The sequence below is a fragment of the Paenibacillus sp. FSL H7-0350 genome (assembly GCF_038593195.1).
GTDB lineage: Bacteria > Bacillota > Bacilli > Paenibacillales > Paenibacillaceae > Paenibacillus_AQ.
The window spans coordinates 386182-412575 of sequence record NZ_CP151972.1 but is presented as its reverse complement, the minus strand read 5'-3'; the positions used below and the strand labels follow the sequence as shown (position 1 = coordinate 412575).

Genomic DNA, 26394 nt, shown 5'->3' with positions numbered 1-26394 from the left:
CCCTTTTTCGGCATTTTCGCACGCGCTGTTCCAGAGATAGGCAAGTTGGTAATTTGAGGATTGACAATATAGTCCGTTAAATTTAAAATAATCACAGCGGAAAAGTATGATTTAAATCATTATAAACTAAACCATAAAAGGAGATTTTAAAAATGACCGCTCTCCAAACTTTTAAAGCATCTGCGCATTTGCAAGACGGAGTCCAGGTGAAAGTAGCATCCCGAAGCTTTGAGTTTATTATCGACGAGCCCAAAAGCTTGGGCGGAACTGATACCGGTATGAATCCGGTCGAAGCTTTGCTGGCCTCGCTGGGAGCATGTCAGTCTATCGTAGCCAGAGTGTATGCGCCTAAATTCGGCGTGAACCTCAAGGATTTCTTCGTGGATGTAGAAGGCGATCTTGATCTGGATGGCTTTTTCAACAAGTCGGAGGTGCGTCCGGGCTATTCAGAAATTCGGTATACCTTCCGTATTAAAACAGATTCACCCAAAGAACAGGTTGAAGAATTTGTACGATTCCTGGAAAGCAAATGCCCAGTTGGAGATACGCTCGCAAACCCGGTTAATCTCAAGCTGGACAGCATTATCATCGAAAGCTAAGCAACCGATAAGAACCGAGGAGCCGCGTCGGACGCGGGTTTGGGGGCTTTCCTGTTAACAACTTACAAACGATCCGGATTAGCAGCCCCCACTCCCCTTCGTCAGTTCTACCTAAGACCGGTCCGGCTACCTTCTACTACAGTTTGGTCAGCACATGCGCGCTCACAAAGTAATCCCTGTCTTCATATTCGTCATGGACGAACTCCCACAGCAACGAAAACCTTAATTCAACTTTATACAACTGCATAATTTGCGGATGAACGTGGACAAATGCTCCCGGCAGGCATAAGCCTTGTTTAGCCAGCTCCGGCAGATGCTCATAAATCAAGTCCAAGTTATCCCGGATATTCCCTCCCGTCAGCTCCAGAGTCTTAAAAGTAGCCGGGCTGGTATAGCCGGTTGTTTTCATGTGCTGCAGCAGCAGAGTATCGGTTAAATGAACAATCACCCCGTCCGATGCCAAGAGGCCCCACAATGATTCAAAGATGTTGATATGAATCCGTTCAAGCAACTGATCCAGCTGAGCGCTGTATTCTGGCGGATGGACAACCCTATTTTTCTTCCTGTAAAAAAAGGCGGAGATGAGCTGCGTTGTGAAGCATAAATTCATGACCACGTCAAAAGGAGGGTGCAGCGGCGAGAAGTCCACCTTTGGCAGCAAATCGTCAACCTTTTCTTTCAAGTCATCCGGAGATGACACTTCTCTTCCTACGCCGGTCAGATCAATGATTGCTCGTTCGTATTTTTCCGGGTGCGCCGACTTGGCCAGAAAGCGGTCCAACGCTTTTTCATCGATATCGACGATCGTGATCCGTTCAAATATAGACTCGATGTACGAGATGGGCACATCGTTTCCGTTCCCTGCTCCGAGTAATAAAATATGCCCGCGCCCGCAGCGGTTATGCTCCAGAGTTTGCTCCAAAACTTGCCGGATCTGATCACGGTAGCCGCCCCAGTGCTGCCAGTCATGCTGGGTAGAGTCGTTTCGGAGGATGTTGGCTTTACGGAATTTGACGTAAGGAACATTGACTTTTCTATTAAATGGATTCATATCGAGATTCACCCTTCCTACTCCTGCAGCTTCGACACCTGCTCAATCAGTGCATCCACTCCCCGGTCCACCGTGTAAGGCCCGTTGTTCCAGTTGGCGCGCGAGACATTGATAATCCGGTTGTTCTTCACCGCTGGGATGCTCTGGTAGACCGGCTCCTTGAACAGCTCATACATCGCGTCCAGCTCTTCATCCGTCATCTGTGTGAAAAAGTAATCCGCCGGCTTGTCCACCAGTCTCTCCATCGACAGCGCCGTTCCCCCGTCAGCATACTCCTTGAATTGCTCCGGCATGGTGAAGCCGAAATCCTGATAGATCAGCTTGCCCAGGGTGCCACCCTCGCCTCCAAGCAGCACCTCCCCGTTATGAATAATGAAGGAGATGGCAGTCGTGCCTTCATCAAGCTTCACGTTGATGCTGTCCCGGATACCTTGCAGCTTCTTATCGAACGATGCAATCCATTTCTCTGCCTCCTCCTGCTTGCCCATAATCTCGCCCATGGTCCGTAAGGTGTTCACCACATCCGGGTCACCGCCCCAGGCTACTGCTACGGTCGGAGCAATCTTCTCATAGGTCTCAATGACATCTTGGCCCAGATAATCCGGGATAATAATCAGATCAGGCATCAATGCGGAGATGGCTTCCACGTTGCCTGTTCCTGAGCCGACATTCTCCACATCCGCCATCTCTTCCTTATATTGTTCCAGTGTCTCCTGGTTAACACCTGCCGGCTTCAGGCCAAGCGGAAGCATATACCCGCCGTAAGTGAGGGCAACAACCTGACTCGGCTCTGCCGGAATCTCCACCTCTCTGCCGAAGCCGTCGGTGAACAACTTGGTGGTTTTGTCATCAGCAGTCTTCGTATTTCCGCCTCCGCAGCCAGCAACCATCACAGACAAGCTGATCAAGAGGGACATCATAAACATGGGCTTAAGGCTAGCTTTCAAATCATTCACACTCCGTCTTCTGTATTGATAATGATTATCATCGATATCAATATAACGTGCTTCCCTCCGGCGAGCAATGAACGATTCCGGCATTTCTTTGGTAGGATTTGAACCTTCCAGAAGCGGAGCGTGCATTTTGAACTGTGCGGGGGTCTCTCCATATACCTTTTTGAACAGTCTGCTAAAATAATAAAAATCCGTATACCCCACACGTTCAGCCACATCGCGGATCGGTGCATCCGTCCTGGCCAGCAGGCTTTTGGCGTGCTGCATCCGCGTACGGCTCACGTACTCCATCGGACTGCACTGATATTTGCGCTTGAATACCCTCACTAAGTGATGCGTGCTGTAATGAAACAACCTAGCCATAGCGCTCATGGACAGAGGCTGATGATAGAATTCCCCGATATAACGGGCGATCTGCTCTGCCAGATCTGTCTCCGGCTCCTGCTCGCCCGCCAGCTCAAGCTGACGGAATTGCTCGGCTACAAACTGGTAGAACAGTCCCAGCACCTGCACCCGTTCCAGCTCCCCTCCGCTCCTCCATAGCTGATGCATACGCTCCAGCAGGGACAGAATCACCCATGGGTCACTCCCGGGGAAGGCGTATCTCTGCTGAAAAGAACCCGGCTCGTCCCCGCGCGCTTCTGTGAAGGCACTGCCTGACCAAGGTTTGTATAGAATGAGGTAATAATCTAACGGTTGACCCAGACTGGCGACTTGAAGAATGGCGCCTTTGCCGCCATGCATAACCTGTGATTGTCCTGCAGTACCTCCGGTCCCGTCGAGCAGGAAGACAGCCTCCCCCTGATTAGTGAATACAAACACACTTGACGGAAAAACGTACCGCTCCTGCTCTCCCGGCCTCATGCTCATATGACGGATATCCATAATTCTAACCGGTACATGATTCCATGCCCGAATACTGTCTGATCTATTGAATCTCACAAGTACTTCCCCCTGGCTGCCGTCCACTGTAAATTTCTATTATTATAATTGATAACCATTATCATTCACAATACAGCAGTTCCACATCTTAGAATATACCTCCCAAGTGAGCTATAATAAATTCCATGAAATTAAGCTGCATATAACAGAAAGGCGGTGCAACGAATGAACGATAAGAATAGCCTCCCCCCTTCGGAACCCTTTGGAATGCTTGATCAGATGTGGTTCAGGCTTCAGAGTATTATGCATGGCAGTAATCCAGGGGGAGAGTGGCCGCTGCGGCTGCAATTTCTGAAATCGTATATGCTGCTGATACCCATTGCGGGGCAAGGCTCCATCACGGTGGACGGCAAATACTGCGAGCTGAGAGCGGGAAGTGCGTTCTTCTGTCAGCCGGGGCAATTAATCGAGGCCTCAATGGAGACCACAGGCGAACAAAGTGTATACATCCTGCGGTTCGATGTGTATAGCCAGCATAGTATACCGGAAGAACAGCAACCTACCCGACCGGCTGAGCTTCATCTCCCCGTCCCCCTGGAAGGAAACATAGCCATTCAGTCAACGATTACATACAGCAAACTTTGTGAGTCCATCACCGGTTACATGGGAAGCCAGAACCCCTTGCAGCGTCTGCTTGCCCAGAGCCGGTTCTATGAGCTGCTGCACAGTCTGCTGAGCAGTGCCGGACAGATGCAGCCAAGCGATACCGCCACTGCCATGGAGCGGGCTAAGCTCTATATAGAGCAGCATTACCGTGAAGAGCTGTCCATCGGTCTGCTTGCTGCTGAAGCAGGCACCAGCGTCAGGCATTTCATCCGGCTGTTCAAGCAGACCTATGGTCTCAGCGCGGTCGAGTACCTGACCGAATACCGGATCAGACAAGCACGGAGCCTGATGCTGCCGCAGACGAATTATGAGCTGAAGGATATTGCGGCTTATGTGGGTTACAAGGATGTTCCTTACTTCCGGCGCAAATTCAAGCAGATTACCGGGGTCGCGCCGGCCACCTTCATGCGCAATGCCAAGCTCAAAATCGCAGTTTGTCACGGCAGCCTCATCGGGTCGCTGCTTACCCTGAATATTATTCCCTGCGCAGCTCCTGCGGACCATCCCTGGGCTGAATATTACCGGCGAAAATATGAGACGGATGCGGCGCTGCCGCTTGCCAAGCAGGAGTCTCTCCGCCTAGCGCAGCTTAGCGTTCTCCGTCCTGATTACATTCTCGGGCTGGAGACGTCGGTAAGCCGGAGGATGGTTCCGCAGCTTCAGGCAATTGCACCCACGTTCCTTGTGTCTCCGCTCCAGACAGATTGGCGCTCGCAATTACACTTCATTGCAGAATGCGTGGGCCGGGCGCCGGAAGCAGTTGCTTGGCTGAATAACTATGAGCGCAAGGCCCAGAGCATCCGGGCAAAATTGGGTCAAGGATCCGCCATGGGCAAGCTGCTCCTTGCCCGCATATCCAGGCAGTCCATCACCGTGCTATCTGCGCGAAGCTTAGCTGAGGTGTTCTATGATGATCTGCATTTTATCCCGGCGTCCGTTGTGGACCGTAAGCTAAGTAATCAGACCATAACCCCGGATGCGCTATGGTCGTCAGATGCGGACAAGCTGCTGTTTATTGTGGATGAGGATGCTGCTGCGCAGGCCGTTTGGTCTGCATTCCGGGACAGAGCGTCCTTGCTGCTCCCAGATCCCGCAGGGTTTTCACGTATCGGGCACCTCCCTCCCTACCCTTGGACAGAGTATAACTCGTTCACTCAAGAGCTGGCTCTCGACTCCGCACTGACACTCTGGCGTAATCGGACATGAAATATTGGCGTGATAGTCAATAGTCGAATCAGACGGATTGTTTTATACTCCTAACAGTGATATTGATTCTCACTCTCAGGTGAGAAGACAGGTATTGATACTCAGGAGGTTATTGAAGATATGCGACAGATGAGACAAAGAATGGTGTACTGCATGGCGATAGCATTGATATTGGTAATGACAGCTTGCTCTAACAACAGTGGACAGGCCAAAGTTGCCGCAGACGCCGAGACAGATTTCCGGGTAGTAGGCAGTGAGAAAGGCGAGATTAAAATCCCCGCCCACCCGGCCAGAGTGATTGGATTGTCTGTGGTCTACCCGGAATTCCTGCAGGCCCTGGGGGTTACGCCTGTTGCTGTACAGAACTACCAGGAGGAGTTCCCGACCTATCTAGAGGAGCCGTTCAAGGATACGCTGAAGATGGGCATAGCCCAAACCCCGAATTTCGAAATGATTCTCTCAGCCAATCCTGATCTGATCCTCGCCCCTACATGGTGGTCGGCTAAGGATTATGACCAGTTGTCCGGGATCGCTCCGACGGTTCTGCTGCCGCAGCGGGATGACTGGCGGGATGAGCTGAAGGATATCGCCGGGGTACTCGGCAAAACGGAGCTTGCAGAGAAGGTAATCAAGGATCTGGAGACTCAGGAGGCGGAAGCCAAACAGAAGCTGGATGATCTGGTGGGTAATGAAACGGTGATGTACATGATGGTGATGCCGGGCAGCTTCGTTCTTTACGGAGATCAGATTGACCGCGGAAAATTCCTTCATACTACGCTTGGGCTGGAGATGATCCCGAATTTTCCAACTAAGGACCCTTCCTTATCCATCTCGCTTGAGAAGCTGCCTGAGTATAATCCCGATCACATTTTCCTCCAGTTGAATAACGAGGACGATGCCGGGGTGAAGAAAACCTATGAGGATCTGCTGAAGAGTCCATTATGGAAGAACATGACGGCGGTCAAAAAAAACCAGGTCTATACCATGGCCGGCAAGGATTGGTTCAATCTGGGGATGTCTCCTATGGCTAACCGTTATGCGGTGGATGCAGTGCTTCAAGCCTTTGAAGGCAACTCCAAATAAAGGGGGACTTCAGATGGGCAACACTGGCGAGCTCCAGCGGGCTGAACGTTATTACATCTGCCCCGAAGCTATTGAGAACGCAGTGGTTACTTTACGACTGACCGAATTATGTATGCCCGCACATGCTGAGCATCTGCTTACCACTTATGCTTCCATGCTCGGGACTGAGGATAAACGGATAGCGGCAGCCATCTTCTGCACATGGATCGCCGGAATCTGCGGAGCCAAATACGTACTGCTCACAGCTGCAGACCCGCTGGCTCATGCCTTGCGACTGAATAACCTGTCTGTGCAGCTCATCCGCACAGAGGGGTATCCCGAATTCGCCTTTCCTATCCATAACTACCGGGAGGGTATCTATGACCGGAACGGGAATGGAAATGAGATCATAGACGAACTTGGGTGGTTCTACACGAACGAGGTCAGACCGATTATTGCGGCACTTGCTGAGGCTTCACAGACCAAAGCGGTAATGCTGTGGAAGCATGTCTATAATCAGTTGTATACTTTTATCGAAGAGGATGCTCTTGATGCTCCCAGTGAGTGCCATCGCAACCTGATACACGGGCAATTCCAAGCTGTAATCTGGGAGTTGAAGCCGGAGGTATTCGGACTTCGCAGCAATCCGTTCCGTATCACCCCCAAGTTCAGGACGGACCCACACTCTCCGCACGATACGATATCTGTGAAAGCTACCTGCTGTCTGGCCTATAAGCTCAGAGCGGATCATGACTATTGCGGCGGATGTCCTATAATCTCTACAGCTGGGAATTCCCAGCTACCTGTCTCATGGAAAGATCAATGGTAATTACCGTTGATCTTTTTTCTATTTTATACCATTTAATGGGTTATTACCTTAGTCGGGCTGAAGCACAAACACATATGATAACAAGTAATAATATATGGGGAGGTAACCGAAATGAATAAGAAAAATAGAAAACATTCCTGTATTCCCACAGATCCAATTAGAAAATGTTTTGTGAAAAAAGAGATTGTTAAAACATTTGTCACCGTTAGATACGATCCATGTATTGAAAGCTGTTGTACAACAACAAAAAAAATCGGCTGTAAGCCCATCCCCTGTCACACCGTGCCTTGCAAACCCTATATACCCTGCAAGCCCTGGAAAAAGCCTAAGCACAGATGTTAGTAAAAGGCCGTTGCAATCACAGAGCAAACCTGAATTCACAGGTTTGCTCTGTATTTGTTCTTCCTGTCATATTCATTGATAGGATTGACTCGGCTTATCCAATAGAAATTTATTAAAGAAATTTAACATACTTCCCTCTACAAGAATATCCGCCATATTCCGACATATTATTTAAGAGCTTTCGCTCTAATACATATCCGGGAGATGACCTATGTCACAGTTAATTCAAAAACGGCCAGTCCGTTCAACCAGCATTGCCAACACATTGGCCATTGTACTGCTAGTCATTATTCTTGTCGTCTTCTCGATTCTGGGTACCTTCTTCTATTCCAGCACCCGAAGCATTCTGGTCAGCCAGCAAGAGTCGATGCTGATGACCAAGACGCAGGGAATTGTCAGCCAGTTCGATGCTTTGTTCAAGGAGAAGGGCGCACTGGTCAAACAAATGTCCACCAACTCGATTTTCCAAAAATATATTGAGAGCACTACACCAGAGCAAATCACCACCTCCCCCCACGCCGCAGAAGCACTCGCAACACTGGCGGACATTGTAAAGTCAGAGCCCTCCTTCGCCGATGCCTGGGTTGCCGGGTTATCCGGGAAGGGATATTTCCTCCAAAATGACGGTCTGGCCTCTAACTCAGACTTCGATATCCGCGCCCGCCCCTACTTCAAGCCCGTATCTGAATCCCAGGGTCTCTATTATTCTGAGCCTTACGCCGATGTCATTAGCGGCAAAATGCTGATGGGCATTTTCTATCCGATTCTGAATGACAGCAGCCAAATGATCGGCTTCATTGCCGCAGATATTGCCTTCGATGACATCCCGGAGATCATGCAGAGCTATTCCTTGGGAACTACCGGGTTCTCCGTTCTGGCTACCCGCTCAGGCGATATTCTCTACCATCCGGATAAAGCCAAAGTGTTGAAGGAGAAGATTACAGACAGTCCGGGCGATCTCGGGGCCATCGGCAAAAAAATGATTAACGGCGAATCCGGCGTATCACTCATTGATGATAATGGTGACCCCCGTTATATCGGTTATGCCACCAGCAAGGATACCGGATGGTCTGTAGGCTTAACCATTACCCGGCAGGAGGCGCTTAGCGAGCTGACGTCCTTCACCCGGACGACCATCACCGGTTTTGCTGCGGCCGCTTTGGTCCTGGTGTTCATCTGTTATCTCACACTGCGCTACCTGTTACGCTCCATTCCAAAACTGCTGGCCGCTATCAAACGGATTGCAGACGGAGACCTGACTGTTCAGCTGAGTGATACCTCCCGCAATGAAATCGGACAGATTGCTCATGGCATCGCGGGCATGGTCCAGAAGATTCAGGGCATGATTCAGGTGATCCATAATACGACTCAGGTGCTGGCCCAGTCTTCCCAGAACCTGCAAGCCATCTCTACCAAAACCGCTATTACCATGAACGAAACGGCTACGGCCATCAATGAAATAGCGAATGCCACCAACTACCAGTCTGCTGAATCCGAGAGCATTCTCCACAAAACCGGTGCATTATCGGATCAAATTGACGAAATCACCAGTGATGCCCAGACTGTAGGAACCATGGTACAGACCTCAGCAGAGCTCAGCAGTTCCGGTCTTGACTTGGTGGAGCAGCTCTCCAAGGCCGCAGAAGACAATCACCGATCTACACAGGCGATGTCATCGCTCATTGAGGATATTGATCTGAGCCGTCATGAGATTTCGGGTATTGTAGGCACAGTGAATCAAATAGCGACGCAGACCAATCTGCTGGCCCTTAATGCTTCCATTGAAGCGGCACGGGCAGGTGAACATGGCAGAGGTTTTGCCGTGGTGGCTGGTGAGGTGCGTAAGCTTGCCGAGCAAACAGCCCGGGCTACCGAGGAAATTTACAAGAAGGTCAGCTCCATTGAGGAAAAAACAAGCCTATCTGTAGAACATACTACTCTTAACCTTACGATTGCAGAGGAGAATGCCAAATCTGTCGAGAATGCGAAGCAGGTCTTCTTCAGCCTGAACGGTGACCTGGAGGAGCTGAAGGTGCGGATGCTGCAGATCAGCAATAACACTTCTATTGTCCACAAGCATAAGGATGAGATTCTGCAGGCGATTGAGGTCATCTCTTCCACCACCGAGGAGAATTCTGCCTCCACCGAAGAGGTTAGCGCCAACACGCAAGAACAGCTAGGCAGTATTGAGCAGGTCGCTGAACTGTCCAGAGAGCTGAGCCAAATCTCGCAGAAGCTGGAGGAAGAGCTGAGGCAGTTCAAGCTGGAATAACGGGGTATGCAAAAACACCGCCAAGTGAATCTATCACTTGGCGGTGTTTTTTAAATCGGGAGTTTTCAGTTCGGCCGGCCTACTTCCACATATATTTGGTAATCGTCTTAGGCGCGTAACTCCTCGTAATGTACAGCTCCCCGCCTCCAGCATAAATGTAATTATGCCCGGTTTCATAGTCGTGCCATAACGTGGAGAGATGATATTTGATCTGCAGGTTCGCCGGGTCCAGCACATAGAAATCCTCCTTGGCAATATCCCCCTCGAAGGTCTCAGGATCAACGACAGCCGGACGCTCCTGCCATTGGTACTGCTTCTCGACCGTAATCTCGCCCGATGGTGTTATCCGGCAGTACCATTCGCGGTCCCCGGCTTCACCGATCTGCTGCTTGCCGAGTAATTGGTTGTCTTTGCTGTACAATTTATAGACGTTGTCGCTCTGGATCAGATAGTTGTTGCCTGTCGTATCAATCCGATCCATCTTGTTCACAGGACGCACCCACTTCTTGGTGCCGTTAGCGTCATAGCCGAATAACAGCCAGGTATCGCTACTACTCATCTTAATCAGGAACGACCCGCCGCGAAGCGGATACACCTGGAAATCAGGATATTTAACTGCTTTGGGAGCGGTGTAGGTAACCAGTGGTTTCGTCAGAGTATCCAGACTCCGGTATACACTGACTCTGTTTGTATCCAGCTCCTTATGTACCACATAGCCGTTCGGCAGCACATCAATCACCCCTGAGGCCCATTTGCCGGTCAGCTTAAGCTTGCGTACCTGCTTCCCGTCCTGACTGTACTCGGTAATACCACGAGAAGCTACATTGCCGCTAACCAAGGCTTGAATCACTATATTTCCGTTATCCAGCACCACAGGCGAGTAGGACCCGGTTATGGTTTTGGTCCATTTCCGTTTGCCGTTCGAATCAACAACGGTAAGATCATAGGGTTTGCCGCCCCACATTTTATAGAAATAGCTGTAGCCGTTACTGGCCGTAAAGAAACGATTGGCAGTAAACGGCTTGTCGTTGGCCATGTCCGAATAGTCATATACCCAGTTGGCAGAACCGTTAATGCGGTCAATGGATGCGTACAACATGCCCGAAGACTTCGTCTTGGAAGGGGCTACGGTTACGGTCTTGACTAGCGGAATGAACATCCGATTCTTACTCTGCAAGGTGTCTATAGTGCCCCAGAAGCTAATGCCATCCGGCAGCATTCCCGGCGGGTTTGCCAGTAACTCGGGCTGTCCATTACAATGACAGTAGACAGGCTGAAAGTGCCAATTCCCGGGAGGAGAAGATGACATGGAAGCATGGAACCGTGCCGCATGGGGGCAATTAACGGTTGATGAGAAAATGCACGCGATGCAGGAAGTACTTAAGCAGTTACCCGCTGGCTTCAAGTGGCTGCGGCTCGATAGGTTCGAACGTTACGGCCAGTCTCTGGAAACAGGGGTATTCATGTACGAGGGCAGTGAATATGTGTTCGTGCCGGGCGACTCGGTGACCCTGGGCCGTTCAGAAGTACATATGTATGCGAAGATGTCCCCCCTCCGTGAAGCTGTAATCGGGCCGTTGCTTGTTCAGCGCTCGCCGCAATCCGCAGGCTGGTATGAATGTCCGCTGGTCCGGCTCGACCCGGAAGAGGATGAAGATGTGCTCGAAGCCATCGAGGAGTTCCGTCAGGGGCCGCACACCAGCTATGAGTTCTCCCAGTATTTCCGGCTGGAGCGGGACGGCGAACAGATCGTGCTGTTCCTGTTCGACGACAGCGAATCTTTCGGGGACTGGTGCGAGGCGGAGCTGCCTGCGGGCTTCGCCCTGCCGACTGAGGATGAATGGGAGTATCTGTACGGCGCAGGCACCCGGACGCTGTTCCCGTGGGGCGACGAGATAGACGAATCCATGCAGCTCAGGCATGTGCCCGGTTCAAGTAAGGCTAATGCTGAAGACCCGTATCCGCTGGAGCTGCCGAATGCGTTCGGGCTATGTTTTCCCGGTGATCCTTACAAGAAGGAGCTGGTCCTCACACCGGAAGGCATCACCGGCAAAGGCGGCGACGGCGGCTGCAATCTGCACGGCGGGCAAGGCGTTGCTCTAGGGTATCTTCCAACTGCGACCGCTTTCCGCGATCCTTATGAGAGCGAGCTGGAATGGGAGGATCTGCTGGATTGCCTGGTGTACCGGCGGATTGTAAGACTGTAGCTTATCTAAACATGGTCAAAAGCCGCCCTTCCTTCGCATCTGCGAAGCCGGGCGGCTTATTAGATTCCATTATTAATGTTAATACAGCTTCATAGGCTATCGGTTTCACACACCCTGTGCTACAAGCTCTCTCTGGGCTGAAGCTGTTGAAGCTGCTCCTTCTGTGTCCGAATCCAGGCTCTTATCCAGTTCCTCCACACGTGCCACATTCAGTTCCTGCTCATTCTGATGAAGCTCCTTGACCATATTCCTGTAGATATGGGCTTCCTGACGGTCCAGCCCGTCACGATTCTCTTTCATGATCCAGGTTTCCACGGTTCGCTTGAGAATTTCGCCTTTTCGTTCTAACAGTTTCGTATAAGTCAACGTTTCTTCATTCCCTTCCTGATGCTTAGAGTTCATACGCCGGGGTACGCTCAAATGTAACTTCCGGCGTAACGTCTATTATTATACGGGAAAGACCCGGCTCACCCAATGCGGAGCATCCGGGCTCACACTCGGTGAGCCGTGCTGAGCGCAGAAGAGGCTAACTCAGCAGACAAGGTTCGTAAACATTCGGATGGATGCTCCCATATGCGGCAGGATACATAATGCCAGGACGATACGGGTTCATCATACGTCTCAGTCGTTATAACTCCGCAGCTCCACACGGAACATGCTGCCCCCCGCATCTCCGGCACAATGACAAATAAGCTAAGCGTTTAGCATAAAAAATACAATACCAAAGAGCCTGTGTCTAACGATGCAGGCTCTTCGTTTGGAGAGGATATTCCAGCAGGTGCTAGAATAAAAAGTCGTTTCCACTCGAATTCTGTCAGGGAATTAGCTTATAATGATCACACTGCGGCTTGACCGAGGATGGAACAGGACCAAGCAATCCAGAATAACCCCAAGGAGGAAGTCCATTGTATAAGGTGCTGATTGTAGATGATGAAGTTTTTGTGCGGAAGGGCTTGATCCGGATTCTGAGTGAATGCTCGCCGCAATTCGAAATTTGCGGTGAAGCCGAGAACGGGGAGCAAGCGCTTACCCTGATTGAACAATTGAACCCGGAGCTGGTGATTGCCGATATCCGTATGCCTGTGCTGGACGGGCTGGGACTGATCAAGAAAGTGAAGACGGAGCTTGTGCAGGAGCCGATTTTTATTATTTTGAGCGGATATGCCGACTTCTCCTATGCCCAGCAAGCCTTCCGGTACAATGTGTCCGATTATATCCTCAAGCCGGTTGACGAACAGGAGCTTACGGTTGCGCTAGGCAAAATCGCCCATATGTTGAACAAGAAGCAGCTCCTCTCTATCACCCGTGAAAAGCCTCTGGTTGAGACGGTCATCGAAAGCCTGCTGCAGACAGAACCTGATGATCAGGTCATGGGGCGGATCGCCTACGCGCTGGAGCTTCCTCTCACCTCTTCCTATACGTATCTCATCGTAGAAATGCAGGATCAGCTCCCCGCCGGAGAAGTCGATTACCTGCCTGCACTGAAGGACTCGCTGCTGCGATATTTCCGCCAAGAGGCTCAGACTCTGCTCCTTCATGTACGCACTAACAATCAATACGGGGTGATCGTGCCCGGCCATTGGGTCGATGATCCTAATCCATCCCCGTGGGGAGGCTACCGCACAATGCTGGATGCACTGGAGCGGGAGCTTGGAACAAGCATCGCTTTGTTCGTTGGCCGGACGGTAAGCCATCTCAAGCAGATTGCAGACTCCGGGACCAGTGCCGAGAAATGCCTCCAGTACCGTTTTGCCGCCGGCTTCGAAGGCATTTATATGGCGGACGAGCTGCTGGAGCTGCCCTTATACTATTTCGACATCGATGAAGGATTGCACAGCAAGCTGATTTACGAGGTCGAAGCCAATGACAACAAGGGTTACAGCTCAACTGTGGACGCTATCTTCACCCTGTTCCAAGAGCGCCACTTCGCCCCCGGAGCGGTGACGAACACGATCCGGCGAAGCATGATTGCCATCATTAATATTATCCGGCAGCTCGAAGGTGACGAGAATACGCTGCAATGGATGAATGAGCTGCTCAACTGGCCGCTGAAGTACCGAAATTTGAATCAGCTGAAGCAGATATTCCAGCAGTTTATCGCCGAAGCCGCAGAATATATCGCAGAGAAGCGCGGCGGCAAGAGCGAGGGCAATATTGAAAAAATCAAAAAATACATCGACGGGCATTACCGTGAAAATATCTACCTCAAGGGTATTGCCGCCGATTTCGATATGAACCCTGTCTATCTTGGACAGTTATTCCGCAAAACCTACGGAGTGTATTTCAATGAATACCTGCTGACCCTGCGGATTGAGGAGGCCAAACGCCTGCTGCGGCAAACCAAGAAGCGGATGTACGAAATCGCGGAGCTGGTCGGCTTCCAGAATGCGGATTATTTTGCCACCCAGTTTGAAAAGCTTGAGAATATGACGCCAACCGATTATCGCAATATGATGATTGGGCAGTAAATAAGGAGGCTCCCTGCCGTGTTCAACTTCCGTCTGAATCATATGAAGCTTAGAAGCAAGCTGATTGTCATCTACATTGTATGCGTGTTCATTCCGATCATCCTGACCAATGTAATGTTCTATCAGGTGACCACCGCCAATATCAAGAATCAGAAGACCGCGGATGCCGAGCAGGCGATGAATCTGCTGCAGGCTGAGCTGAGGACCGTCATTGAAGATGCAGCAGGCATATCCTACCTCTACTCTATTGACCGGCAGCTGATCCAGCATCTGAATACCACCTATGCTTCAACAGACCGCTATGTGGAGTCGCTGAACGCCATATCGAATCTGTTCAACCGGACCGACAAAGAGAACAAGGTGCTGAGCTCCTCGGTGATTATGACCGACAATCCAACCGTTCTGGCCTCAGCCCATATCATTAAGCTGGAGGACAGTATGCGCCAGCAGGACTGGTATAAGCAGATCAGTAAGTTCAGCAACACCCACCCTCATCTCTATGTAACGCCCGACAGCATCAGCGTGATCCAGCGCCTTACCGACCGCAGGCTGGAGACCTACGAGCATGTGCTCAAAATCGACCTGAACATGAACCATATCCAGCAGATTCTGGATTTATCCAGCTTCAGCGGTGATTTCTATATTCTCGACCCGTCGGGCCAGGCCCGCTTCGGCCGTCTCTCCAGCGGTCAGCCCAGCGGGCTGATTACTGCGGCGCATACCCTGACCCCAACTGAGATTCCCAAGCCTAAGCAGGCCATTGTGATCGACAAGACCTACCAGAATAACCGTTATCTAAGCGGCTGGTCGATTTACGGCGTCCTGGATGAGACCCTTATTTTGTCTGACGTCAGACAATCCGGGCAATTTATCCTCTGGTTCGCCGGCATTAACTTTCTGGTTCCTACCATCGTAATTATGATCATGTCCCGTTCGATCCACACGCGTATCAAGAACATCTTGAAGCATATGAAGTCTGTAAAAGACAAAAACTTCGGACTGATCCCCTACCACCTGGAGCGGGATGAGATTGGCGAGCTTACCGTTGAGTTCAACCGAATGAGTAAACGCATAGAGAACTTGATTAATGATGTATATGTTGCAGAAATACAGAAGAAGGAGCTTGAGCTGAGGCAGCGGCAGGCCCAGCTGCATGCGCTGCACAGCCAGATCAACCCTCACTTCCTGTTCAATGCGCTGGAGACGATCCGGATGCGGAGTATGATGAAGGGCGAGACGCAGACGGCCCGGACGATTCAGAACATGGCGAAGATTTTCCGTAAATCAATCATGTGGAAGAGCAGCTTCGTTACGATCCGCGAGGAGCTTGAATTAATCGAGAGCTTCCTGGAGATTCAGAAATACCGCTTCGACAACAAGCTTGAATATCACATCGAGGTGGACCAGTCACTGCTGAGCATTGAAATTCCGAAGATGGCCTTCCTTCCGTATGTTGAGAACGCCAGTATTCACGGGATTGAGAATATAGCGGGCATCGGATATATCAACATTCAGATCGCCCAGGAGAACGGACAGATTGTCTTCGTCATTGCAGATAACGGTGTGGGCATGGACCAGGCAAAAATCAGTGAGCTTATGCATTACCTGGAAGATGCGTCCGCCATGGGGGATTCGATCGGGATGAAGAATGTAATCACCCGGCTGAGAATCACCTACGGGGAATCGTTCACCTTCTCCATCACGAGCGAACCCGGAGCGGGAACCCGCATTTTGCTGCGTCTGCCCCTGGAGAACAAACAAATAAATAAATAAATATAGGGTATACCTTAATTATTCAAAGACCGATCTAAGGTTTGCCCTGTAACAAAGTTAAACGCTTTCTTTTATAATGAGGTTGTTCAATAGCACAAAGTAAAGAAAGGGGATATGAAATGCGTACAAAGAAATGGTTGCAAACCGGACTGGCTGCTGTTATGGCTTCAGCCCTCCTCATTGCCGGCTGCTCGGGCGGCAACAACGGGAACAAGAATAGTGCCAGCGGCAACGACGGCGAGGTAAGCACTGAGCCGGTAACGTTCACTTACTTCGGCTTCGGAGCCAACAAGGATACCATGGCCAGTGATACCACCATCGGTAAGAAGCTTCAGGAACAGACAGGTGTAGACTGGAAAATGGAATACGTAGTTGGCGATGGAAGCACCAAGTCCGGGGTTATGATTGCCGGAGGCGATTATCCTGATGTCATCTCTCCAGTCGGCGAGCTCGCCAAGCTGCTCGATGCAGGTGCATACATTCCGCTCAATGATCTGATTGAGAAGTATGGCCCTAACATCAAGCGTGTCTACGGCGATTATATGAACAAGATCACCAATGAAGACGGCAACATCTATATCCTTCCCTTCACTGCAAATGTAAACGGATACTTATCGCCGCCAGATCCAAGCAGTACCTTCTGGATGCAGAGACGCGTCCTTAAGGAATTCGGTTACCCGGAAGTGAAAACGCTTGACCAGTACTTTGACCTGATTGAGAAATACCAAGCTAAGTACCCTAAGGTGGATGGTAAAGACACCATCGGCTTCGCTACTTTCGCCGGTACAGCCGGTGAATTCTTCACCATCACCAACCAGCCTATGCATCTGGCCGGTTATCCGAATGAAGGCGCCGTCCTGGTGGACATGGAGTCTCATGAAGCCAAGCTGTACCAGGGAACCGAAGATGAGAAGCGCTGGCTGGCTAAATTGAACGAAATGAACGGCAAGGGTCTGGTTGACCCTGAGACGTTCACAGCGAACAAAGACCAGTATCTGGCGAAGCTGACCTCCGGCCGTGTGCTCGGATATGTCAACTATTCCTGGCAGATTAACGATGCCACGAACAACCTGAGATCCGCCGGTAATGACGACCTGCGTTACGTTGCCCTTCCTATCGTATTTGACGAAGGCATTAAAGATGCTTATGTTGATCCTCCGTCCTTCGTAAACAACCGCGGGCTGGGTATCTCTGTCAGCGCAAAAGATCCGGTCCGCATCATCAAGTATTTTGACAACCTGCTGACCGATGAGAACCAGAAGCTTGTCGAGTGGGGCATTGAAGGCGAAACTTACACTAAGAACGCTGAAGGCCGTATGGTGATGAGCGAAGAACAGCTGACAAACCGCAACGACAATGATTTCAAACGTAAATTCGGCTTCGCTTATTTCGATTATGAATGGCCGCGTTATGGCGACAATTCCGTGTATGATGACGGCAACGCCCACGTTCCGTTCAACCAGCCGGAAGTTGCAGCGATCAACTACACAGAAGGCGACAAAACACTGCTGGAGAAATACAACCTGAAGACCTTCTCCGACTTCTATGCCGAGCCGGTAGAGCGTCCATGGTACCCTGCCTGGAGTATTGAGAAAGAACCGGGCTCCCCTGAGCAGCTCTTCAGCCAGAGAGCCGGCGATTTGCAGCAGAAGTACTATCCTCGTATGGTGCTTGCTGCCCCTGGCCAATTTGAAAAGGTCTGGAGTGAATACCTGGCCGAATACAACAAGCTCGATGCTAAGGGCTACGAAGAATTCATGACTAACAAGATCAAGGACCGCATCGACGGCAAATGGTAAGCGTCCGCTTCCCAGATGCAGCATGATGAACCGGGAAAAGTGAAGCCTGCCTTCACTTTTCCCTTCTACACTTGTTAGCAAAGAGAGAATATGGAGCTTGGAAAGGGGACGGTACAGGTGGGAAAAACCGCTGTGCAGTTGGCAAAATCGAATAATACCGGTACTTCGCGCTTCAAAACCTTTTTTAAAGAGCTATCTAAACAGAAAATGCTGATGCTGATGTCATTGCCCTTTCTGTTATGGGTGATTATATTCAAATACCTCCCGCTATGGGGATGGACAATTGCTTTTCAGAAATTCAAGCCAGCCAAGGATTTGTTCGACCAGAAGTGGGTCGGCTGGGACAATTTCAAATTCCTGTTCCAGGAACAGCAGTTCTATCGCGTCCTTCGTAATACTCTGGTTATGAGCTCCATTAACCTGGTTCTCGGATTTGTAACGGCCATCGTACTGGCCCTGCTGCTGAATGAGCTGCGCAATGTGTTCTTCAAACGCACCGTGCAGACGATCAGTTACCTGCCTTACTTCATTTCCTGGGTCGTAGCGGCCAATATTGTACAGATGGCACTGGCACCGGAAGGGATCATCAATGTGCTGCTGGTCAAAGCGCAGCTTATTGATCATCCAATTCTGTGGCTGGGCGAAGGCAAGTACTTCTGGGGAATACTCGGGGTTACGGAAGTCTGGAAGAATGTCGGCTGGAATACCATCATCTATCTGGCAGCCATCACCTCCATCGACCCTTCTCAATATGAAGCGGCTGAGATTGACGGGGCATCCCGTCTGCAAAGAATGTTCTATATTACCCTGCCGGGTATCAAGCCGGTTATCGTTCTGATTCTGATCATGAACCTGGGCCATATTCTGGAGTCCGGCTTCGAGGCACAGTACCTGTTAGGTAACGGGATGAACCTCGACTACTCGGAGAATCTGGATATCTTCGTACTGAAGTACGGGATGCAGATGAACAACTTCGGGCTTGCCACCGCAGCGGGTATGTTCAAGACGCTGGTCAGCTTCATCTTCTTGATCGCAGCCAATAATATCGCCAAGCGTATGGGCGAAAGCAGATTGTACTAGAAAGGAGGACACAAGTAATGGCTAAATCCAAAACCAATTCATACCGGAATTCATCGCTTGGTGACCGAATCTTCGATATATGCAATACGATCTTCATGATTCTCTTGGTCATTGTTACCCTCTATCCGTTCCTGAATATGTTTGCTCTATCGTTCAATGAAGCGAATGACTCTGTCCGCGGCGATATTTATATCTGGCCTCGTGAATGGACGCTGCGCAACTTCGAGTATGTATTCAGTGAATCCAACATCTTCTTTTCAACGTTTGTCTCTGCAGCACGGACGGTAATCGGCACTGTGGTCTCCGTATTCTGTACAGCGATGCTGGCCTATACGGTAAGTCGTCCGGAATATAAGCTGAAGAAGTTTGTGTCCGTCACGTTTATTTTCACCATGTACTTCAGCGGCGGTCTGATTCCAGGCTACCTGCTGATCAAAGAGCTGAACATGCTGAACAGCTTCTGGGTCTATATCATTCCGGGCATCATCGGCGTATTTAATATGATCGTCATCCGCTCCTTCATTGAGGCACTGCCTGAGGGACTGATGGAATCGGCCAAAATCGACGGCGCAGGCGACTTCATCACCTTCTCGCGCATTGTGCTTCCGCTGACCGTTCCGGCGCTGGCTACTGTCTCCCTGTTCGTAGCGGTCTATCAGTGGAATTCCTGGTTTGACGTCTTCCTGTACAACTCCTCCACGCCAAGCCTGAGTACGCTGCAATACGAGCTGATGAAGATGCTGTCAACATCCAACACCGCGATGTCCAGTTCCTCGGCAGCCGATGCCTTTGCGAACGCGCAGGGCAACAAATCGACCGTTACACCGACCTCTATCCGTGCTACGATGACTATTGTGGCCAGTGTGCCGATTATCATCGTCTATCCGTTCCTGCAGAAGTATTTCGTCAAAGGGATGGTTGTCGGCGGGGTCAAAGGCTAAGTGTAGCCGAAAAAATACAGCAAGCCAAAACAAGCGATCCTCTGAGGGCTGTCCGCCTTCAGAAGGGTCGCTTGTTTGTGCTTGCCATCAAATTCTGCTCCAAACGGGCTTTCGTTGCCGTATCCGGCAAATATAGCATAATCCTCTGGTCCGGGTCATTGGGGAACTGGAGGTTAATTTGTTCAAACTCCAGTACTCCAAGTGCAGGGTGAAGCAGCTTCTTGTAGCCGTCAAGGCTGCTCGGTGCCTCGTGCCCCTGCCACATCCTTGCGAAATCTGAGCTTACATTCTTAAGATCAGCAATGAATTGGCTAAATGAAACATCCTCCAAATAACGGGCTCGCGATGTCTGGAACTCAGCTACAATTCTCTGGGAGACCGTCTCCCAATCCTCTGAACCCTCTCTCCAGACAGGGTCAGTGAACTGGCGCCACATCAAATTGTAATCATGCGGCGGTGACGGCCGGCTAATCATAAATACAGCTTCCGCCGCTGCATTCCAGGCCAGAAAATCATACCTCCTCCCGATTACATAAGCAGGATTCGGGCTGAATTCGTCCAGCATCTTCTGAACATACGGGCTGATCTTCTCTTCAGCTGCAGCCAGTTGAGGCGGTAGTGACTCTCCTGACAGCAGAAAAAGATGCCTGCGCTCATTGGGTGTTAGCTTAAGGGCCGAAGCCAGACTCTCCAGTACACCGACTGAAGGGCTGATATCACGCCCCTGCTCAAGCCGCGTATACCATGAAAGTCCTATATTCGCGAGTTGAGCAACTTCTTCTCGGCGTAAACCTTGTGTCCGGCGGCGGCCCCCGGCAGACAGTCCGGCATCATGCGGCGAGATCGAGGATCTTAACTTCCGCAGAAAATTCCCTAAGGCTAAACGGCGTTCATTATCATCCAACTAGGTAGCCCCCTTATCCTGTCACTCGTAAGCCTACCATAAAGAAGGCTCTCCTCCCAAAACAATAGCCAAAGTATACTCAATGTGATCAAGGATATCAATATACCTGGCGAAAAGGAGAAATAACATGACAAAACATTCTGAACTATTATTGAAGGACAAGGTGGTAATGATTACGGGTGCTGGACGGGGGATCGGGGCTGCGGCAGCAAAGTGGTTTGCCGTGCAGGGCGCTTCGGTGATGCTCGTCTCACGGACAGAATCTGAGCTGCGTGCACTCAGAGATGAGATTACAGCAGCCGGAGGTCAGGCGGAATATTTCACAGCCGATCTGGCAGAAGCGGGCGGCGCTGGGGAAGCGGTCAATGCCACAGTAAGGCAGTATGGCCGGCTTAATGCCGCTTTCAACAACGCTGGTATCGGAGTCACCGTATCCTCTTTGGTCGATGAGAAAGAAGAGGATTTCGACCTGATTCAGTCTGTAAACTATAAAGGGGTCTGGCTGTGCATGAAAGCCCAGATTACAGCAATGTTGAAAACCTCCGGATCAGGCGCGATTGTCAATACCAGCAGTGTCGGCAGCTTAAAGGGCAATCCGGGCTTGGGTGCTTACGGTGCCTCCAAACGCGGAGTTAACAGCCTCACGCAAACAGCTGCCATCGAATACGGACCGGCAGGCATTCGGGTCAATGCCATCGCCCCCGGCACAACTATGACAGATATGATTCAACAATGGGTCTCCATCAATCCTGAGATTATCGAGCAAATCAGTGCCAAGACGCCCCTCCGGCGTCCGGCTGAACCCATAGAAGTCGCACAGGCTGCGGCCTGGTTACTTAGTGATCAAGCCTCCTTCGTGACAGGGGTCATTCTGCCGGTAGACGGCGGACTGAGTGCCTAAAGGCTGCTGACCCTCCTCTTTTCTATCCGGCCAATACTTGTCTCGGGAGCTTATAATCCATACATTGGTAAATCGAAACAAGAATGAATTATAATGTACAGGTAAAGTAGCCCGATGACGTTCATATTAGAGCCGGGAGAACGGGGAGAGAACATGACTATGAATATAGCTGCTAGATTCGTGCAACGTTTCAGAGATTACGATAACCGGAATATGCTTAGTGTCTACCGGGACAAAACAGAGCAAATCCGCAAACGTAATTTGCAGACCTGGGATGACATTAAGCTTCAGGAGGAGTCCCTCCGGCTCCAGCACGCCGCCCAATCCGGCATAGCTCTGGACGAGCTGCTTGTCGATGCCTATTCATTAGTCTGTGAGGCGGCCTCAAGAACACTTGGATTACAGCCTTATGATGTCCAGATCATGGCCGCTATCGCCCTGCACGAGCGAATGCTGATTGAGCAGCACACGGGTGAAGGCAAAACCCTCTCAGCCGTAATGCCGGCCTATCTGAATGCGCTGACCGGCAAAGGCGTGCATGTGCTGACCTTCAATGATTATCTGGCCCGGCGGGATGCACATTGGATGGGTCCCATCTACCGCTTCCTGGGACTATCGGTGGATTCGGTTCAAGCGGGCATGAGCCTGAGCGAGAAACGGGCGGCCTACAGGAGCGATATCACCTATGTTACGGCAAAAGAAGCAGGGTTCGACTACTTGCGGGACAGTATAGCACTCACGGAAACCGCTACGGTACACCGCCCTTTCCACTACGTCATCGTGGACGAAGCTGATTCCCTGCTGCTTGATGAAGCGCGGGTCCCGCTTGTCATCAGCGGAGAATCCGAGGTTAGCCATAGCGAAGATATGCGATACGCAGATCTGGCCCGGCAGCTTCTGCCTGGGGAGCATTATGATTATGATGAATTTCAGCGTAACGTGTATCTGAACGATGCAGGTGCTGCCCAAGTGGAGGAGCTGCTGGATTGCGGTAATCTCTATGATAGCCGGAACAGTCAGCTGCTAACCTCACTGAATTGTGCGCTGCATGTGGAGACCTTATTAACGAAGGACATTGATTACATTGTCCGTGGCGGTGCTATCGAGCTGATCGAAGAATATACGGGACGCGTGGCCGAGAACCGGTATTTGCCGGACGGGCTGCAAGCCGCACTGACTGCCAAAGAAGGACTGAAATGGACCGCAGGCGGGAAAATTCTCGGTACAATCACTATTCAACACTTCATTAGCCTATATCCGGAAATCTGCGGAATGACCGCTACGGCCTGCGCCTCAGCTATGGAATTCAAGGATATCTATGCTCTGCAGGTGGTGGAGATTCCGCCGAATCAGCCGAACATCCGGGTAGACCACCCTCACCGGATTTACACTCACAAGGAAGCCAAGTACCTGGCGCTCGTACAAGAGATCACTTCTGTCCACCGGGAGGGACGGCCTATGCTAATCGGAACTGCAAGCGTGGAGGAGTCGGATATGCTGGCTGAAGCGCTTGCGGTTGCCGGTGTTCCCGCTCAGGTCCTCAATGCAAAGAACGACGTCGAGGAAGCCGCAATTATTGCCAAAGCGGGCGAACTCGGCGCCGTAACAGTCTCTACGAATATGGCGGGACGCGGGGTTGATATCCGCCTCGGCGGCGGCGATCCGGCACAGGCCGAGGCTGTCGCCAGGCTGGGCGGATTATATGTCATTGGCACCCATGTGAACGAAAGCGTGCGGATTGACAACCAGCTCCGCGGACGTTCTGGCCGCCAGGGCGATCCAGGGGCTTCTGTCTTCTATATCAGCCTGGAAGATGACCTGATGCGCCGCTTCAGCTCCCCTACCCCAGGCCATGCGCTCAGACAGGAGGAAGCTATTGAAGAACGGGAGCTCAGCCGCAAGATCGCAAGTATTCAGCAGATTGTAATGAGCCAGAACTTCGATATCCATAACGAGCTGAACCGTTATTCGGATATGATCGAGGACCAGAGGCGGATTCTCTACACGGAGCGGCTCAGCATCCTGCTGGGCGAGCAGCCGATGAGCCCTGCGCAGCAGCGGGTACGGCTGTTCTATATCGATGAATGCTGGGCTGACCATCTGGCCTTCGTCTCCTATCTCCGCGAAGGCATTCACCTGGAGAGCATCGCCAGCCGCAGCCCGATCGATGAATTTCATACGCAGATTACCGGAGCATTCGATCAGATTCCGGGTAAGATCGAACTTGCGGCCGAGGCTATGCTCATCAGGCTCGGCGGGTCCAATGATCCGGCTGAATGGGAACGGCTGGGGCTGAGGAGCCCTGCTTCGACCCGGACTTATATCATTAATGACCAATATCTACAGAATAAGCGCAGCTCATGGACAGGAACGACCGTCGTAGCTTTTTGGCTTCGTCCAATTGCACAAAAGCTATTGTCCCCCTTCATTAAGGGGCCGAAATACTAACTGTAGAACTCCCAGAATACAAGCTGGGCCAGCAGAATCGACATCATCACCATGGGCACGATGGCCGGCCAATGGTTACGGGCCGGTGAGACAGACGGGGACCGGCGCTTCATCAAGGTTAGCAATAGCGCAGCGATAAGCAATGCCGCCAGGCCGGTCAGTGCAATATTCACTATAATCTGCGGATAGACCTCTGCATAGGCACGTTCATTGTTGCTCAGCATCCGTAAGGCCAGCACCAGATTGTTAACGACTAGACCGGTACCGGTTAAAGTCAGTCCGGCCGTCAGCTTCCGGTTGGCGGAACGGGGGGCAGGATCTTTACTACGAGCTCTCCTTTTGCCCAGAAGCGCCTGTACCAGCCACACAAACGGAGCGATTATGAAATAGACGATGGCCAGTGCAGCAAGTGCTGCACTGATCAGCAGTACAGGCATGGACCGGCCCGGAGACAGCGGCAGATAATCGGAGGTGTACACCGAGACAGACTCTACCTTTCCTTCCTTCATTGTGGCGTACAGCATCGGCCAGGCATCCAGCCCTGAATCCCCGCCCGTCTTCTCATAGAGGTAAGGCTGAACCTGCTGATAGCTTCCGCTCATCCCGGCAAGAGACACCTGAAGCTGACCTGCGCCCTGAGGCTCAAGCTTCATCATCGTAAGATAAGGGAATAGCTTCATGAAGCCATGTCCGGGACGGCGTGCTGCCACGAATCGGCCTTCCACCTCTGATACATCCGGTAGAACCGCTGCCTCCGTCTTCGCTCTCTGCCCCACTACTGCCTTGGTCAGACCATGAACAATATGGGATTCGCCCGCCTGATTCGTCATAATCACGACTGCAAACCGGTCTGCAGGCACCAGCATCAGATTGGTAGCAAAAGCAATCGTGTTCCCGCCATGTCCCAGCGTCCGCTGTGCCCCGGGATACTCCCAGAATCCGTGGGCAATGCCCGGCATGGCTTCAGCAGCAGAATGACTCCGGGTCAGCATCGTATCCAGCGTACCTGACTTCTGGAACAGCGGGGATTGCTCTCCGGCTGCGGGCATGAAGGCCATGGCGAACTTGGCCAGATCCTCCGCCGTCCCGTTATTTCCGCCGTTCGGGTACATGGACATATAATTCCATGACCCTTGATTGAAGGAGCCTGGTCCGGCGAAGAAGTATCCCTTTGCCTTATGCTCCAGCAGCTCCGGGCGGTCCTCCACCACAGAATACCCCATGGAATGCTTCATGCCCAGTGGCTCAAAAATATGCTGCTGGACGTATTCATGATACGGCTGTCCGCTGATGCGCTCCACAATATAGGCAGCCAGTGAGTTTCCGTAATTGGAATACGCGACCACTTCCCCTGGTCTGTATATCTGTGCGGGCTGAGCCAGCTTCAGCCCCTCTTCCAGTGATCTCACTTCCTCAGGAGACTGGTAGGCCATATCGAACATATACTCTTCGAATCCGGCGTTGTGGTTCATCAAATTCAGCATCGTGATCGGCTCTTCATACGTCAGCTTAGTCAGGAAATTCTCCGGCAGCAGCTTACGGACATCTTGATTCAGGTCCAGTTTGCCCTGCTCCGCCAGCTGCATTACGGATGCCCATACAGCAAGCTTGCTGATGGAGCCCCATTCCATGACCGTATCCGGGGTGACGGGGATCTGCTGCTCCACATCGGCGTAGCCGTACCCCTTGGACAGAACCACCTGTCCATCCTTCACCATCACAACGGAAGCGCCTACGGTCTGCGTTCCTATGTACTCTTTTACATAATCGTCTACAAAAGCTTCCAGCCCGGTCAGCGGAATGCCGGATGGGGTAGCTCCCCCTGCTCCTACGCTGCCTTGCTCTGCGGCAAATGCTGTAATGCTGCCCGATAGCAGCAATAGCACCATGAGCACTAGTGTGAATCCTCGTTTCAAAATAAAACCTCTCCTTTAGTCGGGTAAAATCCTGCAGCCTTCCTAATTCTAACAAAAAACTTCACCGGCTACCGGAAAATTTCCTTAAGGCCGAT

19 protein-coding genes are annotated in these 26394 nt (G+C 51.3%); 13 read left to right on the top strand and 6 right to left on the bottom strand.

The window, feature by feature from the left end; translation table 11 throughout:
* The first annotated feature begins 152 nt into the window (after positions 1-152).
* The gene (locus tag NYE24_RS02005; protein WP_036694293.1) at positions 153-599 is read left to right on the top strand and encodes an OsmC family protein; all 447 of its coding nucleotides are present in this window, start codon (positions 153-155) and stop codon (positions 597-599) included.
* Positions 600-735: 136 nt separating this feature from the next.
* Here the strand turns inward: NYE24_RS02005 and NYE24_RS02000 are convergent, their stop codons facing one another.
* A complete protein-coding gene (locus NYE24_RS02000) occupies positions 736-1662 on the bottom strand; it encodes a hypothetical protein (RefSeq protein WP_341024885.1) in 927 nt (308 codons plus the stop codon).
* A gap of 5 nt (positions 1663-1667) precedes the next feature.
* Positions 1668-3545, bottom strand: a complete 1878-nt coding sequence (locus NYE24_RS01995; protein ID WP_342477900.1) for an ABC transporter substrate-binding protein — start codon at positions 3543-3545, stop codon at positions 1668-1670.
* Positions 3546-3752: 207 nt separating this feature from the next.
* On the opposite strand from NYE24_RS01995, the gene NYE24_RS01990 reads away from it, so the two are divergent.
* The 4 genes from NYE24_RS01990 (at position 3753) to NYE24_RS01975 (ending at position 9862) form a co-directional block, all read left to right on the top strand.
* Entirely contained in the window at positions 3753-5357 is a 1605-nt protein-coding gene (locus NYE24_RS01990) for a helix-turn-helix domain-containing protein (protein ID WP_342477899.1), read from the top strand.
* Positions 5358-5477: 120 nt separating this feature from the next.
* Entirely contained in the window at positions 5478-6440 is a 963-nt protein-coding gene (locus NYE24_RS01985) for an ABC transporter substrate-binding protein (RefSeq protein ID WP_235218401.1), read from the top strand.
* A gap of 13 nt (positions 6441-6453) precedes the next feature.
* A complete protein-coding gene (locus tag NYE24_RS01980) occupies positions 6454-7248 on the top strand; it encodes a (2Fe-2S)-binding protein (protein ID WP_036694298.1) in 795 nt (264 codons plus the stop codon).
* A 553-nt stretch (positions 7249-7801) separates the two neighbouring features.
* Positions 7802-9862 (top strand): methyl-accepting chemotaxis protein, encoded by a 2061-nt coding sequence (locus NYE24_RS01975; protein ID WP_342477898.1) that lies wholly within the window; start codon positions 7802-7804, stop codon positions 9860-9862.
* Positions 9863-9941: 79 nt separating this feature from the next.
* Here NYE24_RS01975 and NYE24_RS01970 read toward each other — a convergent pair whose 3' ends face one another.
* A complete protein-coding gene (locus NYE24_RS01970; RefSeq protein ID WP_342477897.1) occupies positions 9942-11039 on the bottom strand; it encodes a hypothetical protein in 1098 nt (365 codons plus the stop codon).
* A gap of 130 nt (positions 11040-11169) precedes the next feature.
* Between NYE24_RS01970 and NYE24_RS01965 the strand changes: the two genes are divergently transcribed.
* The gene (locus NYE24_RS01965) at positions 11170-12069 is read left to right on the top strand and encodes an SUMF1/EgtB/PvdO family nonheme iron enzyme (protein WP_051493384.1); all 900 of its coding nucleotides are present in this window, start codon (positions 11170-11172) and stop codon (positions 12067-12069) included.
* 105 nt (positions 12070-12174) lie between these two features.
* Here the strand turns inward: NYE24_RS01965 and NYE24_RS01960 are convergent, their stop codons facing one another.
* Complete coding sequence (locus tag NYE24_RS01960; protein ID WP_235218402.1) at positions 12175-12369, bottom strand: hypothetical protein; 195 nt, start codon at positions 12367-12369, stop codon at positions 12175-12177.
* A gap of 614 nt (positions 12370-12983) precedes the next feature.
* On the opposite strand from NYE24_RS01960, the gene NYE24_RS01955 reads away from it, so the two are divergent.
* The 5 genes from NYE24_RS01955 to NYE24_RS01935 all read left to right on the top strand — a co-directional run bounded on the left by NYE24_RS01955 (position 12984) and on the right by NYE24_RS01935 (position 20130).
* Positions 12984-14537: a response regulator gene (locus NYE24_RS01955; RefSeq protein ID WP_256705659.1), complete on the top strand. Its 1554-nt coding sequence runs from the start codon at positions 12984-12986 to the stop codon at positions 14535-14537.
* A gap of 18 nt (positions 14538-14555) precedes the next feature.
* Positions 14556-16310: a sensor histidine kinase gene (locus NYE24_RS01950; protein ID WP_083677669.1), complete on the top strand. Its 1755-nt coding sequence runs from the start codon at positions 14556-14558 to the stop codon at positions 16308-16310.
* Between the two features lie 119 nt (positions 16311-16429).
* The gene (locus NYE24_RS01945) at positions 16430-18109 is read left to right on the top strand and encodes an ABC transporter substrate-binding protein (RefSeq protein WP_342477896.1); all 1680 of its coding nucleotides are present in this window, start codon (positions 16430-16432) and stop codon (positions 18107-18109) included.
* 117 nt (positions 18110-18226) lie between these two features.
* The gene (locus NYE24_RS01940; RefSeq protein ID WP_051493410.1) at positions 18227-19189 is read left to right on the top strand and encodes an ABC transporter permease subunit; all 963 of its coding nucleotides are present in this window, start codon (positions 18227-18229) and stop codon (positions 19187-19189) included.
* 17 nt (positions 19190-19206) lie between these two features.
* Positions 19207-20130: a carbohydrate ABC transporter permease gene (locus NYE24_RS01935; RefSeq protein ID WP_036694305.1), complete on the top strand. Its 924-nt coding sequence runs from the start codon at positions 19207-19209 to the stop codon at positions 20128-20130.
* A 58-nt stretch (positions 20131-20188) separates the two neighbouring features.
* On the opposite strand, the gene NYE24_RS01930 is transcribed toward NYE24_RS01935, so the two are convergent.
* Positions 20189-21034 (bottom strand): helix-turn-helix transcriptional regulator, encoded by an 846-nt coding sequence (locus NYE24_RS01930; protein WP_036694306.1) that lies wholly within the window; start codon positions 21032-21034, stop codon positions 20189-20191.
* 127 nt (positions 21035-21161) lie between these two features.
* Here NYE24_RS01930 and NYE24_RS01925 point away from each other — a divergent pair, with 127 nt between their 5' ends.
* Together NYE24_RS01925 and NYE24_RS01920 are read left to right on the top strand one after the other, a co-directional pair.
* Positions 21162-21935, top strand: coding sequence for a glucose 1-dehydrogenase (locus NYE24_RS01925; protein WP_076154041.1), 774 nt, complete (start codon positions 21162-21164; stop codon positions 21933-21935).
* Between the two features lie 159 nt (positions 21936-22094).
* Complete coding sequence (locus NYE24_RS01920) at positions 22095-24383, top strand: DEAD/DEAH box helicase (RefSeq protein ID WP_342477895.1); 2289 nt, start codon at positions 22095-22097, stop codon at positions 24381-24383.
* Here the strand turns inward: NYE24_RS01920 and NYE24_RS01915 are convergent.
* Positions 24380-26299, bottom strand: coding sequence for a serine hydrolase domain-containing protein (locus tag NYE24_RS01915; RefSeq protein WP_342477894.1), 1920 nt, complete (start codon positions 26297-26299; stop codon positions 24380-24382). The two genes, NYE24_RS01920 and NYE24_RS01915, sit on opposite strands and share 4 nt — an antisense overlap.
* Positions 26300-26394: the final 95 nt, after the last annotated feature.